This window comes from Nostoc sp. CHAB 5836 (assembly GCF_020829445.1).
Classification (GTDB): domain Bacteria; phylum Cyanobacteriota; class Cyanobacteriia; order Cyanobacteriales; family Nostocaceae; genus Nostoc.
The window spans coordinates 1-14,324 of the sequence record NZ_JAIVFV010000172.1; the positions used below are offsets into that span (position 1 = coordinate 1).

Annotated in this window: 10 protein-coding genes and 3 pseudogenes; 3 read left to right on the forward strand and 10 right to left on the reverse strand. The window is 42.0% G+C overall.

What is annotated here, in order from left to right:
* Positions 1-82, forward strand: a pseudogene (locus tag LC605_RS25655) (phage holin family protein); the annotation flags it as partial.
* On the opposite strand, the gene LC605_RS25660 reads toward LC605_RS25655, so the two are convergent.
* The 5 genes and pseudogenes from LC605_RS25660 to LC605_RS25680 all read right to left on the reverse strand — a co-directional run bounded on the left by LC605_RS25660 (position 54) and on the right by LC605_RS25680 (position 6,027).
* Complete coding sequence (locus tag LC605_RS25660) at positions 54-584, reverse strand: cobalamin biosynthesis protein (RefSeq protein WP_229550323.1); 531 nt, start codon at positions 582-584, stop codon at positions 54-56. The pseudogene LC605_RS25655 and the gene LC605_RS25660 sit on opposite strands and share 29 nt — an antisense overlap.
* Before the next feature lie 348 nt (positions 585-932).
* Positions 933-1,217: pseudogene (locus tag LC605_RS25665) on the reverse strand (Uma2 family endonuclease); the annotation flags it as partial.
* 180 nt (positions 1,218-1,397) lie between these two features.
* Complete coding sequence (gene argS, locus LC605_RS25670; protein WP_229550324.1) at positions 1,398-3,161, reverse strand: arginine--tRNA ligase; 1,764 nt, start codon at positions 3,159-3,161, stop codon at positions 1,398-1,400.
* A 377-nt stretch (positions 3,162-3,538) separates the two neighbouring features.
* A complete protein-coding gene (locus LC605_RS25675; RefSeq protein ID WP_229550325.1) occupies positions 3,539-4,807 on the reverse strand; it encodes a tetratricopeptide repeat protein in 1,269 nt (422 codons plus the stop codon).
* A 551-nt stretch (positions 4,808-5,358) separates the two neighbouring features.
* Positions 5,359-6,027, reverse strand: a complete 669-nt coding sequence (locus tag LC605_RS25680) for a 2OG-Fe dioxygenase family protein (RefSeq protein WP_229550326.1) — start codon at positions 6,025-6,027, stop codon at positions 5,359-5,361.
* Between the two features lie 1,062 nt (positions 6,028-7,089).
* On the opposite strand from LC605_RS25680, the gene sfsA reads away from it, so the two are divergent.
* Positions 7,090-7,815 carry a DNA/RNA nuclease SfsA gene (sfsA, locus tag LC605_RS25685; RefSeq protein WP_229550327.1) on the forward strand — a complete coding sequence of 242 codons (726 nt, stop codon included), beginning with the start codon at positions 7,090-7,092 and terminating at the stop codon, positions 7,813-7,815.
* 212 nt (positions 7,816-8,027) lie between these two features.
* Here the strand turns inward: sfsA and LC605_RS25690 are convergent, their stop codons facing one another.
* On the reverse strand, positions 8,028-8,429 hold the full coding sequence (locus LC605_RS25690; RefSeq protein WP_229550328.1) for a fasciclin domain-containing protein: 402 nt from the start codon (positions 8,427-8,429) through the stop codon (positions 8,028-8,030).
* Positions 8,430-8,889: 460 nt separating this feature from the next.
* On the opposite strand from LC605_RS25690, the gene speY reads away from it, so the two are divergent.
* A complete protein-coding gene (speY, locus tag LC605_RS25695) occupies positions 8,890-10,065 on the forward strand; it encodes a deoxyhypusine synthase (protein ID WP_229550329.1) in 1,176 nt (391 codons plus the stop codon).
* A gap of 113 nt (positions 10,066-10,178) precedes the next feature.
* Here speY and LC605_RS25700 read toward each other — a convergent pair whose 3' ends face one another.
* The 4 genes and pseudogenes from LC605_RS25700 to LC605_RS25715 all read right to left on the reverse strand — a co-directional run.
* Positions 10,179-11,210, reverse strand: coding sequence for a peptidoglycan-binding protein (locus LC605_RS25700; protein ID WP_229550330.1), 1,032 nt, complete (start codon positions 11,208-11,210; stop codon positions 10,179-10,181).
* Between the two features lie 88 nt (positions 11,211-11,298).
* Positions 11,299-12,570 (reverse strand): pitrilysin family protein, encoded by a 1,272-nt coding sequence (locus LC605_RS25705; protein ID WP_229550331.1) that lies wholly within the window; start codon positions 12,568-12,570, stop codon positions 11,299-11,301.
* Between the two features lie 247 nt (positions 12,571-12,817).
* Positions 12,818-14,083, reverse strand: coding sequence for a pitrilysin family protein (locus LC605_RS25710; protein WP_229550332.1), 1,266 nt, complete (start codon positions 14,081-14,083; stop codon positions 12,818-12,820).
* Between the two features lie 152 nt (positions 14,084-14,235).
* A pseudogene (locus tag LC605_RS25715) lies at positions 14,236-14,324 on the reverse strand (IS5/IS1182 family transposase); the annotation flags it as partial.

Consider the following 14,324-nt stretch of genomic DNA (forward strand, 5'->3'; position numbering starts at 1 on the left):
CTTTTTACCTGCTTTGTTAGGTTCAATTGTCCTAGCTATTGTTTCTAGCATAATTAACTATTTTTTGAGAGTTGTTGGCTAGAAAAAGTTTGGGTAACAGCTAGTGTTACAGCTCCTGGTTGCCCTTGTAGCTGAAAAATTGCTTTAGGAACTAAGAACTTCACGCGCAGTTCCTCTATGTTTGTAGAGGGAAAAACAGTCAAAGATGTGAGTTGAGAGGCTGCCAGAATAGCAGCTGCTTCTGCTACACTAGCTGTACCTACTTTGTGGTTGGTAACTGTACTAGGGTTGGGAACATAGACAGAGCGAAGAATTTCCGCAGAAAAGGTTTTGAGGGGCAAATTGCGGAGGTGACACAGTTCTACTAAACCAATTTCTGAGGCTTTAGTGTCAATGGTAGCAATACCTGCGATCGCACTTTCAAAAAGTTGATTTTCTCGAAACACTTGCTCAATTGCCCAATCCATCAACTCCCATGAGGTTCCCCGTTTACAACCGATTCCTACCCAGAAAATCGGTTGTACTTGGTCTATTTCCTGATTCAGCTCATGTATTCCAGCGATTGCTTGAGGATGATTTGACATAAGTAGGTCGGCGCAATTAAAGTCAACTGGCTAAGAGGGTGTTTGAAAAGTCCTATTGTAGGTATCAAAACGTTCCAGATCCCCCTAAATCCCCCTTAACAAGGGGGACTTTGATTCTGATTCCCCCCCTTTTTAAGGGGGGTTAGGGGGGATCAACAAGTGTCTAAAATCACAGTCAAATACTTTTCAAACATCCTCTAAGGCTGTCATTTGTCATTTGTCATTTGTCATTTGTCATTCGTCATTTGTCATTTGTCATTCGTCATTTGTCATTAGTAAGGGTTTTAAGCTTATTTACGTTTCGTAATATACTTGATTTTTTCGCACCAACGTACTTATTTGGGTTTTGCCATTTTCTTTGCGAGGTATTCTCTCCCAAGTAAATACTGCGACATCTGGGATAATTGATCTGCCACCAAATGTACAGCGCAGTTCTGGATATGCTCGTGCAAGTTTTTGGGGTTTCAAGACAGCATTAATAAAAATAATCAATTCACCTTGAATAGTGCTATGTTCTCCCTGTGCCATAGGTTTTTGAATAATTTTTCCATCGATATATTCACTAGCGGGCTTAGTTTCTGGTAACATTAGAAACTCTGCCAAAGTTATGTTTTTAGATGGTGTCCGTACCATAAGCGATCGCCTCCAAGTCCAGCAATTCTAAATTAACAAACCGCAAAAGACACAAAGAAAAAAATCAGCTTTAACTTCACTCTTACTCTGCGTACCTTTGCGTTACCTCAGCGTACCTACCCTACGGGAAGGCGTTCGCGTAGCGTCTCGTAGAGAAGCGCCTATGCGTTAAAAAAAATATTACATCCTCTCCAATACCTGAATTCCCAACAAAGACAATCCCAACTTCAGAGTTCTAGCAGTCAAATCACATAAAACCAAGCGCGATGTTCGCTGGGGTTCTTCCGCCTCCAACACCTGAACTCCCTGATTGCGATCATAAAACTGATTAAACTTTTTACTCAGTTCATACAAATACTCACATAAACGATTGGGCAGCAAGTCTTGCTCTACACTACTAATAACCTCATCCAGTTGAAGTAAATATTTTGCTAGCGCTAATTCCGTTTCATGCTGCAACAAAACGGCATTGTTTCCCAACTCCTTAAAGTTAATATCACCCTTGCGACTAATTCCCTGAATTCGGGCATAAGCATACAGCATATAGGGCGCCGTATTACCTTTGAGATCCAGCATTTTGTCGTAGCTGAAGATGTAGTTACTGGTGCGGTTTTGGCTTAAGTCTGCATACTTAACTGCACTGATGCCAACCACCCTAGCAACTTCATTAATAAATTCTTCAGTTTCTTGGCGTTCTTCTTCTTGTAATCTAGTTTTTAGGTCAGCATCGGTACGAGCGATCGCTTCATCTAATAAATCTCGCAACCGTACAGTATCCCCAGAACGAGTTTTGAATTTCTTGCCATCTTCTCCTAACACCAACCCAAAGGGAACATGAACTAATTCCACATCATCGGGAATCCAGCCAGCTTTGCCTGCTACCTGGAAAAATTGGGCAAAGTGGTTTCCTTGTCCAGCATCGGTTACATAAATTATCCGTTTTGCTTGATCCTGCTGAATCCGGTAGCGGAGGGATGCTAAATCAGTTGTGGCGTAGTTATAACCGCCATCTGATTTTTGCACAATTAAGGGCAAAGGTTCACCTTCTCTATTGGTAAACCCTTCCAGAAAAACGCATTTTGCACCCTGGTTTTCTACCAGTAACCCAGATTTTTCTAAATCTTCCACAACCCCAGATAATAAAGGGTTATAAAAAGATTCTCCGCGTTCAATTATTTGAACATCCAGCAAGTCATAGATTATTTGAAACTCCCGCCGCGACTGTTCACACAGTAGTTTCCAAGCATGGAGTGTATCTTCTGCACCTGCTTGTAATGCGACAACTTCTTGGCGTGCTGTTTCTTGAAAAGTTTCATCTGTATCAAACCGCAGTTTGGCTTTGCGATAAAAAGAGACTAAATCCCCAATATCTAAAGCATTAGCGGTAGTAAGCGCGTCTGGGTAAACTTCCCGCAGATCGGCGATTAACATCCCAAACTGCGTACCCCAATCACCGACATGATTTAACCGCAGTACATCGTGTCCTTGAAATTCTAAAATTCGGGCGATGGAATCACCAATAATCGTCGAACGCAAGTGTCCGACGTGCATTTCTTTAGCAATATTGGGACTGGAAAAATCCACAATTTCCCGCTTCGGCGTTTTCGCAGCCAGAACTCCTAGTCTGGGATCAGCTTGAATCTCATTGAGTTGTGCTTCTAAGTATGCCGTTTTCAGTTTGAGATTGATAAATCCTGGCCCAGCAATTTCTGGCGGTTCGCAGATTTCGGATACATCTAATTGATCAACGATCGCAGAGGCGATCGCTCTTGGTTGCTTTCCTAACTTTTTACTGAGAGATAAAGCCACATTCGCCTGATAATCGCCAAATTTAGGATTGCTAGCAGGAACCAAGATTGGATCTGCTTCAGCCAAGTCAGCGCCAAAAGCCGCGATTAAAGCCTGCTTAACCTGAGCTTTTAATTTTTCTTGTGTGGCGTTCATATAGAGATTTTATCTGTGAGATGGGGAATGTAGCTCTGGAAAAGCTTGATTATTTTAACCTTAAAAGATATTCATCAAGCCTAAGAGGATGTTTGAAAAGTATTTGAGTGTGATTTTAGGCACTTGTTGATCCCCCCTAACCCCCGATAAATTGGCTACGGTGTATACACAAGTCGGTAGACCTCTCCCCAAACCCCTCTCCGAGGCGGAGAGGGGCTTTGAAGATTGAACGGTTTTTTCGCACCAACGTACTTACTACAAGGACTAAAATTATTTACTCAGGTTTCATTGATTTGATAGACTACTACGTTTTGGAACGTCAGTACGGAGATAAACTCTGTTTGCATAGCAGCCAACTACTACTTGTCTACCTGATTTTATCTATTGCGATCGCGCTCTAAATCATCAATGACTTTTTGCAAATACCACTCGTCTGACATCCCAGGATGGTAATCCTGCTTTTGCTGAATTAATCGTTCAGCAATTTCCCAGTATCCCCCAACCATTCGCAAAAGTCGCTGACTTAGCAGGTGATATTTTTGCTTTTTTGACTGGGGACTAAATTTCTGGATTTTTTCTAAGCTACTTAAGACTTGTTGATAATTTTCCCAATCTTCTTGTTCACAAAAGATACTCGCCGCCCGTTGATAATTCTCTACGGCGTTCTGCATTTCTTCTATGCAAGTATAGGCAATGCCGCGATTGTAGTAAGCTTGAGCATGATCGGGATTGATTTGGAGCGCTTGGGTGTAATCTTGAATTGCATCCAGATAATTCCCTGTTGCTCGATAAGCATTACCTCTGGCAATATATACTAAGGGATCTTGAGGTTGCATCTGGAGTGCTTGGTTAAGATCCGCGATCGCTCCTTGATGATCTCCCAAGATAGAACGGGCTTTACCTCGGTTGCGATAGACAATGGCATCTGGAAAATTTAGTCGCAATGCTTGATTAAAATCTGCGATCGCTTCTCGATAATTACCCATTTTGCAACGCACAACCCCACGACAGCAGTAAGCTTGGGCATCTTGCGGATCAGCTTTTAATACCCAGTTTAAATCGGCGAGTGCCTCTTGGGTATTTCCCTTTTCAGCCTTTGCTAATAATTGCGTGAAATAATCATTGGTGGATAAAATTGGCCCATTGGTGGAACGCGATTTCTCAATAGCAGGTAATTTTTGGGGTTGTAGCTGTTTAATTCGTTCTAGACACAGACGACAGTTCTCTTTATCTTGTTGCTCTAGATATAATTGTGCAGCCTTTTTAAAGTTAGCGATCGCATCTTGAATATAACCCTGTTTGCGCCGCACCATTCCCCGCAAATTATAAGCAGCAGCATAATTGAGATTGAGACGAATAGCGCGTTCAACATCGTCTAGCGCCCCCGATAAATTTTTCAGCCCTACCCTAGCCAATCCACGACAAAAATATGCATCTACACTTTCAGGATTCAGCTTCAGAGCTTCGGTATAATCTGAAACAGCTTTAAGGATTGCACCTGAGTCATAATATGCTAAACCCCTTTGCAAGTAAGCTTCGGCAAAATAAGGTGTCAGTTGTAAAGCACGGTTAAATTCCTCAATTGCTCCTGCGTAGTCTTTTCGCCTAGCCTTTTCCAATCCTCTATTGTAGAATTCGTCATTCATGGCATTTGTTTGATTGATTCAGTTAGTTGAATTCCAGTAGGTTTGTTTCGTAGTCTAACCTATGCACTCACCCTTGATTCCAGTTCCCCCCGATAAATTGGGGGACTTTGATTCTTCCCCCAATTTATCGGGGGGTTAGGGGGGATCTAAAAGTGCAAAGATACAGCCAACCACTTTTAAAACATCCTCTAAGTACGTTGGTGCGAAAAAATTCAAGTATGTTACGAAACGTAAATAAGCTTAAAACCTTTACTAATGACCAATGACAAATGACAGCCTTAGTACAGATGCAGCATTAATTCGTGGTGAATTGAGGGTTGAAATTTAAACGCAAAGGGGCGCAAAGGGAAGCGCAAAGGAACGCAAAGAGAATTCGCTACGAATTTATGAAATATTGTACTTAGCCAGTTAACTTTAATTGCACCAACCTACTTAGCACCGCTATATATCAACACCATTATTTCCAATCCCAAATAAAAAAAAACTGGGGAAATGACTACATTCAATTCCCCATATCTCCTAGATTCTAAAATATTTCCAGTTGACTAAAATTATTCTGAAAGTAAACTAGGAGAAGTCAGCACAAAAACATCCCTACTTCCTTGAGCATCAGTCTGTGGTTTTATCGGAGTCGTAAAGTGGAAAAAATCATGATCATTAACCAATAATAATTCTCCTGGATTTAGAACTTTGCTAAATACAGGCTTTTGTTTTTTGGCAGTATATAAATGTGTTTCTCCACCTTCAATATTATCTCTATCTACTGAGAAAATCCCAATAAAATCAGTACCATCTTGATGAATACCTTCAGGTGCAGGATTACCCAAATTATCTGGAGAGCAAACAGTTCTGATTTGATGAACTCCGATTTCAGCTTCCGGATGAAGTTTACAAGAATCACTAAATGCTAAGACAAGATTTCTAAAAATATCAAGTTCTATGAGTGCATCATCTAATTCTGCAAACTCTCTTTTTATATCACCCGCTAATGGATTATACTCTTTACTTTGAAAGAGGTAGCCATGAACTAATTTAATTACCTGATTTCCAGATACAGTGAACCGAGATAATCTTCTAGAACGATAATTGCCTTTGATGTAAGGGTCAATAGGCATATTACTAAAAAATGGCTTGAAACCTTCTGGATTGATCGAATTTACTTTTCTTAGTGTAAACAAAAAAGCATATTCTAATTCCGTTGATGTCTGCACTTTTTGCATAGGATTTACTTCCTTACACGTTCCAACCCTCCCAATACGGTTCGGTTAAGACTAAAAATAAAAATGTGTAGGTTGGGTTGAGCGTAAGCGAAACCCAACAAAGAGAAAGAAAATGTTGGGTTTCGTTCCTCAACCCAACCTACGAGTATTCTTAACCCAACAGTATTGCTAACCCTCCCAATTTTTTTCTTGAGAGGATTATAACAATTAGTATATGCTACTTTTTATTAAACTGTCGTAATTTTGACTACAAAAATTGACATTCTATGATATATAAAGTTCTTCAAATTCTGTCACAAGGCGCAGTACTACCCATCGGTGTAAGTAAATTGGCAAGAATAAACCCAACTATATTACGAAACGTAAATATACCTTAAACCCTTATAAATGAACAAGGACAAATGACAAGTGACAGCCTTAGCCAGTTAGCTTTATTTGCGTCGCTCTACGTATGAGTTTCTGCTGAAAAGATTTGCTGATGGTGCAATACGCTTGGGTTAAGGATTTTCTGGAGAACCATAGGCCTGTAGAGACGTTGCAATGCAACGTCTCTACACTGTCCACTGGACAAGGGTTTTAGTCTTATCCCAAGCGTATTGGCTGATGTTGGGGAAGGAATCGACGTATATTTACCGAAAAATTGGGTTTAAAGCCCCGTCGTTCTACGACGGCTTTCTTTCAATTAATTTAGTGTACCAATATACTATACTAATGATAGTGGAAAGGTAATCAACCACTTAAAAAACCACGAGTCGAAAGACAAAGCACTGAACCTTGATAATTAAATCTATGCGGTTCTACTGCATTGTTCTAGTTTCCTCCTAGCAGTAGGTAAAAGATTTATAGGAGCTAGACGACTCAGATTTTTGAAACAAATAGTTTCAAACTAAACAGGACTTGCAGCAATGCAACTAGGGTAGGGCATACCCAAAGTTAACGCTTGGGGAGAGTCCCACCTCTGGGCTAGGTAACGCAAGGAACCTAGTTGAAGTGGTCTCGTTGAACCAAGAATCCCCGTCGATTTATCGCGGGGAGTGTCAATAGGAGCAACAAGGTTCCATAATGATTGATTGGCTTTACCGTTACCCACCTCTATATCCAGGTATTCTGCTAAAACGCTACAAGCGGTTTTTTGCTGACGTTCAACTTACTTCTGGCGAGATAGTGACAGCACACTGTCCCAACACAGGGCCAATGACTGGAGTATCGACTCCCCAAAGTGCGGTACAGCTTTCCAAAAGCGATAATCTTAACCGCAAATTGGCTTACACCTTAGAACTAATTCAGGTACATGACAACGAGCCAACTTGGGTAGGCATAAATACTTTTTTGCCCAATCGGGTGGTAAAGTTAGCTTTAGCGAAACACCTTTTCCCAGAATTGGGCGACTATAGCCAAATCAAAGGTGAAGTGGTTTATGGACTAGATAAAAAAAGTCGAGTGGATTTTTTCTTGACGGGGAGTGATGAGGAACGCCCGATTTATTTAGAAGTGAAAAATACAACTTTTTCTGATGGGAGATTAGCCCTATTTCCTGACACGGAGACTACAAGAGGACAAAAGCACTTGCGAGAACTAATGGCGCTGCTACCTTTAACTCGTGCGGTGATGCTTTACTTTATCAATCGCAGTGATTGCACCGAGTTTTCCCCTGGCGATCGCACAGATCCTATATATGGTAAATTATTACGTGATGCGATCGCTCTTGGTTTAGAAGTCTTACCTTGCCGTTTTGACATTTCCCCCGAAGGTATCCGCTATTTGGGTTTGGCAAAACTAAAAATTTGATTACGTCTGATCAAACAATAAATCCATCTAGACGCTATCTAGATGGACAGAAAGTTTTGGGGAAACAGTCATACATCCAGTATTTGTTTTTGCTGTGCAAAAGAACAATACTGGATGCAATCCTCATTACCCGCTCACAATCTCCACCTTATGAGTACATTGAAGGTGGTAACTTTTGCGACCCGTTAAGAATTCGCTATTGTGAAGTTTGCTTATGCAGGAATCAAAACGGTATCAATTACGTGGATGACACCGTTATCAGCAGCAACATCTGCTGCTGCAACTGTTGCATCATTGATCTTAACACCATTAGAAGCATCAATTTTTACATCTGAACCTTCAACAGTTTTAGCTGTCTTCAGTTTAACTACATCAGCAGCCAGTACCTTGCCTGATACAACATGATAGGTCAAGATTTTCTTGAGCTTTGGAATATCTTTCAATAATGCGTCTACTGTACCTGCGGGAAGCTTGTTAAACGCTTCATCAGTGGGTGCAAAAACGGTAAATGGGCCAGGGCCTTTCAGTGTATCTACTAGACCAGCTGCTTCGATTGCTGCAACTAGTGTCGTGAAAGAACCATTATTAGTGGCGGTGTCAATGATGTTGGCCATGTGTTTTACCTAGTTGTGTGTAACTTGTTACAAATCTAAACTATTTCTTTAATAAAATCTATCTATCGTTAGACGTATGTAAAATAAAATTTTTTATTGATATGATTGAAGTTTGTATATATTTTTATACAAATAGAGAATTATATGTGATCAGGGTGGATGAGTTACCAGCACTCCTGAATGGGTAGTTTACCGCCGCAGACATCGCTCCTTTTTCTCCACAGCAGTGTACTATAGGAATCATATTTGATTTCTGAAAAAATCTCAGTAGTCATGTAGGGTGCGTTAGCAAAGCGTAACGCACCATTCTAAGCGTGTAGTGCCGTACTTTCTGCGCTAACACACACACCCTACGTGTATTTCAAAAATCAAATACTAGTCCTATAGTTAAATTGCTGTCACTTTGGTTGAAAGCTAGATAACATTAGATTCGGCGTGTCTACTGTTCAGGAGTGCCAAAATGTCTAAACAGCTGGGTCAAAGAATAGCACCTACACCGATATCAAATGATATCGGGGTGGTGGACTTGATTGATCAATACTTCACCGCTTACAACTCAGCACGGTTGCGGGAAATCTGCCAATTACTAACTCGTGATGTGCTAACAGAAGGTGTAACTGTGGGAGTTAGCCTATCCGGTGCGATGACACCAGCAGGATTCGGGGTTTCAGCCCTTGCACCTTTAATTCGCAACGGCTTTATTGACTGGATGATTAGCACTGGTGCAAATCTTTACCATGATATGCACTACGGATTGGGTTTTGAACTCTTTGCTGGTAATCCGTTTTTGGATGATGTGAAACTGCGCCAAGAAGGCACTATTCGCATTTATGACATTATCTTTGGTTACGATGTGCTGCTAGAAACTGATGCCTTCATCCGCAAGATTCTGCAAGGGGAAGCCTTTCAGAAGCGGATGGGAACAGCTGAGTTTCACCATTTACTAGGTAAATATGTTCGGGAAGTAGAAAAGCAATTGGGTGTGCAGCATTCCTGCTTGCTGGCTACGGCTTATGAGTATGGTGTGCCTATATATACCTCTTCTCCAGGAGATAGCTCAATTGGGATGAACGTAGCAGCTTTGGCTTTGGAAGGTTCGCAGTTGGTGATCGATCCATCAATTGACGTGAATGAGACAGCTGCGATCGCATATAATGCCCGTGAATCAGGAGGTAAAAGTGCGGCTGTAATTCTCGGTGGCGGTAGTCCTAAGAACTTTTTACTACAAACTCAACCGCAACTCCACGAGGTCTTGGGATTAGAAGAACGAGGACACGATTACTTCGTGCAGTTTACTGATGCGCGCCCAGATACAGGCGGTTTGTCTGGAGCAACCCCATCGGAAGCCGTCAGCTGGGGTAAGATTGACCCAGATGAGTTACCTAACACAATTGTTTGTTATACCGATAGCACCATCGCTCTACCATTGGTAACAGCGTATGTCTTGAACAAATGCCAGCCTCGTCCCTTGAAACGTGTGTACGACAGGCGAGAAGCCATTTTAGAGAAACTGCAAAAAGACTATCTAGCAGCCAAAACCCGATCATCGGATCAGATTCCAGCAGCAGTTGCTGAAAGCGCTTCACAGCAAACAGCAACTTATCCCTGTGGTCGGCTGATTCCGAATACTCACTAGGGGGTGGGGTAGTTCACTATACCACTTCTGCCTTCTGACAATTCAGGTTATGTGGAAAAGTCCACCAAAAACACAACCCCCTAACCCCCTTCCCGATGCGGGAAGGGGGAAATTCAACGTCGCAAAATAACCTCCCAGGTAGAACCACCAACTACGCCGTCAGCTTCTAAACCATAGCGCTTTTGTACAGCTTTCACGGCTGCTTCGGTTGTCTCGCCAAAGTCTCCATCGGCATCGCCTTTCAAGAAACCAAGCTTTTTAAGTTGTTGTTGCAACTTAATAACTTCAGAACCACGTAATCCTATACGCAAAATTGGCATTCCTTCTGAGGTGTATTGAATACCAGGAGTTCGCTTAGTACTTGTATTTGACTGAGTTCGAGTAGTTTGCCTAGTCCGTGTAGTTGACTGAGTTCGAGTAGTTGATGTAGTACGATTCGGCGTTTTTTGTGTGCTTGAAGTTGTAGTTTTTCTTGGGGTAGCGGGTCTTGGTTCCGGGTTAGTCGGAACTTGTGTTACAGCTTTTCTTGGGGTAGTAGGTCTTGGTTCAGCGCTAGTCGGAACTTGTGTTACAGCTTGTCTTGGAGGGTTGAGGTTAGGATTTACCACATTGATGAGGTTGCTAGTCTGGTTTGGAACCGGAAAATTCGTAGCTGAGTTAAATCTTGGCTGCGATGAAGGAACAGTTGATGCGACTGCCGGTTCTTTTGGGAAAAGTCGTTGCCAAGTGTTGGTATCAACGATGCCATCTGGATTCAAGCCAGCTGCTTGTTTAAACCGGGCAACAGCACTAGCTGTATTCTCACTATATGCGCCATCTACAGCGCCAAAGTAAAAACCCAAAAGTTTTAGAGCTGCCTGAAGTTCAGCAACGCGTTCACCTTGACTACCAACTTTGAGGGTAGGGCGGGTGATGCTATTTCCAGGATTTAGTTGAGCAATTTTTGGTGGCGCTGCTATTGATACTACAGCAGAGGAGGCAATCAAGAGAGGTGTAGTGGAGAACAAGAGTATTTCAATGGCTAATAAAGATTTAGACCTCTTTGGCCACCAACCCTTTTGCCGTTTTTCCATTCTACAGCGATTTACAGTTGGCTTTAGTAATTTTAAGTAACTCAAAATACTTGCTGTCAGGCTGCTTTGCATGGAATTTACTCCCAGAATATTCTCATGCTAATAGTACAGCCGCTTGGTCTAAAAAACAGCTGCTGGATTCATAATCGCACATTTTCAGTTACGCGATCGCTCGATTAATTGCTTCTTCTTGACCAACTAAAGACAAGTAAGGCTCTTTTAAATACTTACAAGCTGAAGCGATGGCATCCTTGGCACTGACAGCCGCAATCAATTCTTGAAACTTGATGTCAAAATCAATTCCTAAGCCCAAAATTTCATACCAGCCGTATATTTGAGCAATTTGCCCGTTCGTTTGTTTACCCAAGGCGTATTGCCCCAGGATCTTGTTTTTAGCAGCTTGAAGTGCGCTTTCGGATACTTCCCTGGTACACAACAAATCTACTTCTGTACGCAGTCCTTCTAGGGCAATGCTGGTATTCTCCGGTGCTGTACCTATGTAAACCACAAAGGATGCTGGAAATAGCCTTGTGGAGTAAAATGCAGATACTTCGTAAGCTAAACCTCGTTTTTCTCGCAATTCGACAAACAAGCGACTAGAAAGGCCATTTCCCAAGTAGGTACACAGCAACTTCAGTGGGGCGTAGTCAACAGAATTCACCGATGTTCCCAAATAACCGAGCATCACGATTGATTGTTGTGTTTGTATTGGTTTCACCCTTACCTGCGGTTCCACCTTAATCTCAGGTAAATTCAGTATTGGCAGTGCTTGGGCTGTAGTTTGCCAATCACCAAAAACCTTGTCCACCAATGCTACTGCATCTGTAGGTGTTACCCTACCAGCAATACTAATTACTACATTATCTGGACGGAAATGAGTCTGGTGATACTCCACTAAATCCTCACGAGTTAAGCGGCTGATGGTGGTTTCATCTCCCAGCACGGACATCCCATAGGGATGATTTTGGTACATTACCTGCCGCATTTGTTCAAAGGCGACATTGAAGGGTTGCTCTTTTTGGGAACGAATATCTTGGAGTGCTAAACGCCGTTCTAGTTCCACTTGAGTTTCGGGAAAAGTAGGCGATCGCAAAATCCGCCCTGCCAATGGTAAAATTTCGGCAAAATCGGATGTTACCGTTTTGAAAGATAGCAAAAAATAATCAGTGCTAGCATCGGTACTCAAACTCGCCCCTACAGACTCGACAATTTCGGCAATTTCCAAGCTAGAAAGTCCATCGCATCCCTTTGTCATCACTGCTGATAACAAATGTGCCAACCCTGCTTGCTCCCGGTTTTCGTTACAACTACCAGCACGCACAAAGATTCGCGCCGCAATAATGTCCGCAGCAGGATTTTCTGCCACCAGCACAACAATACCATTGTTCAATACGGTGCGATGGATAGGCGATTTTTGCAGCAAGGTTGTCATTTATCATTTGTCCTTTGTCTTTTGTCTTTTGTCTTTTGTCATTTGTCTTTTGTCTTTTGTCATTTGTCATTAGGCAAGTGTCACAAAAAATAAAAGCTTTTAGTTTGTAGTAAGGGCTACCCTACGGGAACGCTCCGCGAACAGCCCTGATGAAAGAGGACTAAAGTCCTCACTACAAACTAAAAATAATATGCCAGTTGCGTAAGTCCTAGTCATTTATCTTTTGCTAATGACTAATGACTAATGACTAACACGGTTTAAGTACAGTAACTGCGTAATTCTGCGGTGAGAGATACTGTTTAGCTAATTTTTGCAGTTCTTGGGCATCAAAAGACTGAATCTGCTGGGGATATGTCACAGCTAATTCAGCTTCGGCGATGGTATTGTAATACCCATAAAGCCCCGTAAGCTGATTTGGCGTTTCGGTAGAAAACGCATATTCGTTACACAGCAGTCTGCGTGTGCGGGCAAGTTCCTGTTCACTAATTCCTCTAGTTTGCAAATTATCCAAATGAGTGCAAATTAAGGACTCAACTTCCTCCAAATTTTCTGGTTCTAACCAAGCAGTAATTGTAAATAAACTTGACTCCCGTTGTAGAGAAAAACTACTGCAAATTCCCTGTACCAATTGCAAATCTTCTCGCAAATCGCGCACTAAACGTGAAGTCCGCCCTTCTGCTAATAACGCCGACAACAAATCTAAACCAAAGCCAGTGCGGATTTCCTCTACTCCGGGTACCAGCCACGCCATCAACAATCGCCCTTGCTCTATGCGTGGTAAACACACTTCTTGACGCTGAATTTTTGTTATTACTGGCTTTGTCATTTTCTCAAACTGCGGACAATTAGAGCGATCGCCAAAATCAGCAAATGAATGATTTACCATTTCCCAAGCTGGCTCTTGAGCTATACCCCCTGCAATTACCACCGTCATGTTTTCCGGCTGATAGTGAGTGCGGTGAAAACAGCGCATTGCTTCTGGTGACTGCTGCATCAGTTCTTGCTCAGTACCCAATACCGAACGTCCGTAAGGGTGATGCGGATAGATGCTTTGAATCAGAGTTTGGAATCCTATCCAGTCGGAATCGTCATGACAAGAGCGAATTTCCTCTAGCACCACGTCCCGTTCGCGGCTAAATTCATCTTCTGGAATTGCGGCATTGAGCAGTAGTTCTCCCAAATAGGGCAGAGTATCTTTTAAATAAGGAGCAGCTGTGGTGAGTGAATAATGAGCATAATCATAACTTGTCGCTGCATTACTCACGCCACCCCGGTTTTCAACTTTGTAATCGAACATTCCAGGGGGTAGTGTCGCCGTACCTTTAAAAATCATATGTTCTAAAAAGTGCGCCATGCCGAACCACGGTTTTGGCTCTAGGCTTGCTCCAGCACGCACCCAAACATCCGCCACAACTACAGGAGTAGTGGAAATTTCTTGATGAATAAACGTTAAACCACTCTCTAGTCGGAAGACCGAGGCTGGAAATACGGTATTAGTTAGTTCTTGTAACAATTTTTTGTAGCTTTAACCACAATTTCAGACAATTTCGTTATTCTAACTCCGAACGATACCTAATTTAGAATCAAGTTATACAAATTTTGTTTTTATTAGCAGATATTCCTAACTTCTAAGAGGATGTTTTAAAAGTCAAAACCAGTCAAAAATCATGCCAATCGTCTGACCATAATCCGAATCATCGCAATATAGATAAATGTCTCCGAGGTTTGGGGTAATCTTTCATAATCTTTACTTA

Bases quoted from the DNA above. Each gene is read 5' to 3' on its own strand.
- LC605_RS25705 (WP_229550331.1), bottom strand. From the start codon at position 12,570: ATGACAACCTTGCTGCAAAAATCGCCTATCCATCGCACCGTATTGAAC.
- LC605_RS25700 (WP_229550330.1), bottom strand. From the start codon at position 11,210: ATGCAAAGCAGCCTGACAGCAAGTATTTTGAGTTACTTAAAATTACTA.
- LC605_RS25660 (WP_229550323.1), bottom strand. From the start codon at position 584: ATGTCAAATCATCCTCAAGCAATCGCTGGAATACATGAGCTGAATCAG.
- LC605_RS25675 (WP_229550325.1), bottom strand. From the start codon at position 4,807: ATGAATGACGAATTCTACAATAGAGGATTGGAAAAGGCTAGGCGAAAA.
- speY (WP_229550329.1), top strand. From the start codon at position 8,890: ATGTCTAAACAGCTGGGTCAAAGAATAGCACCTACACCGATATCAAAT.
- sfsA (WP_229550327.1), top strand. From the start codon at position 7,090: ATGATTGATTGGCTTTACCGTTACCCACCTCTATATCCAGGTATTCTG.
- LC605_RS25680 (WP_229550326.1), bottom strand. From the start codon at position 6,027: ATGCAAAAAGTGCAGACATCAACGGAATTAGAATATGCTTTTTTGTTT.
- LC605_RS25690 (WP_229550328.1), bottom strand. From the start codon at position 8,429: ATGGCCAACATCATTGACACCGCCACTAATAATGGTTCTTTCACGACA.
- argS (WP_229550324.1), bottom strand. From the start codon at position 3,161: ATGAACGCCACACAAGAAAAATTAAAAGCTCAGGTTAAGCAGGCTTTA.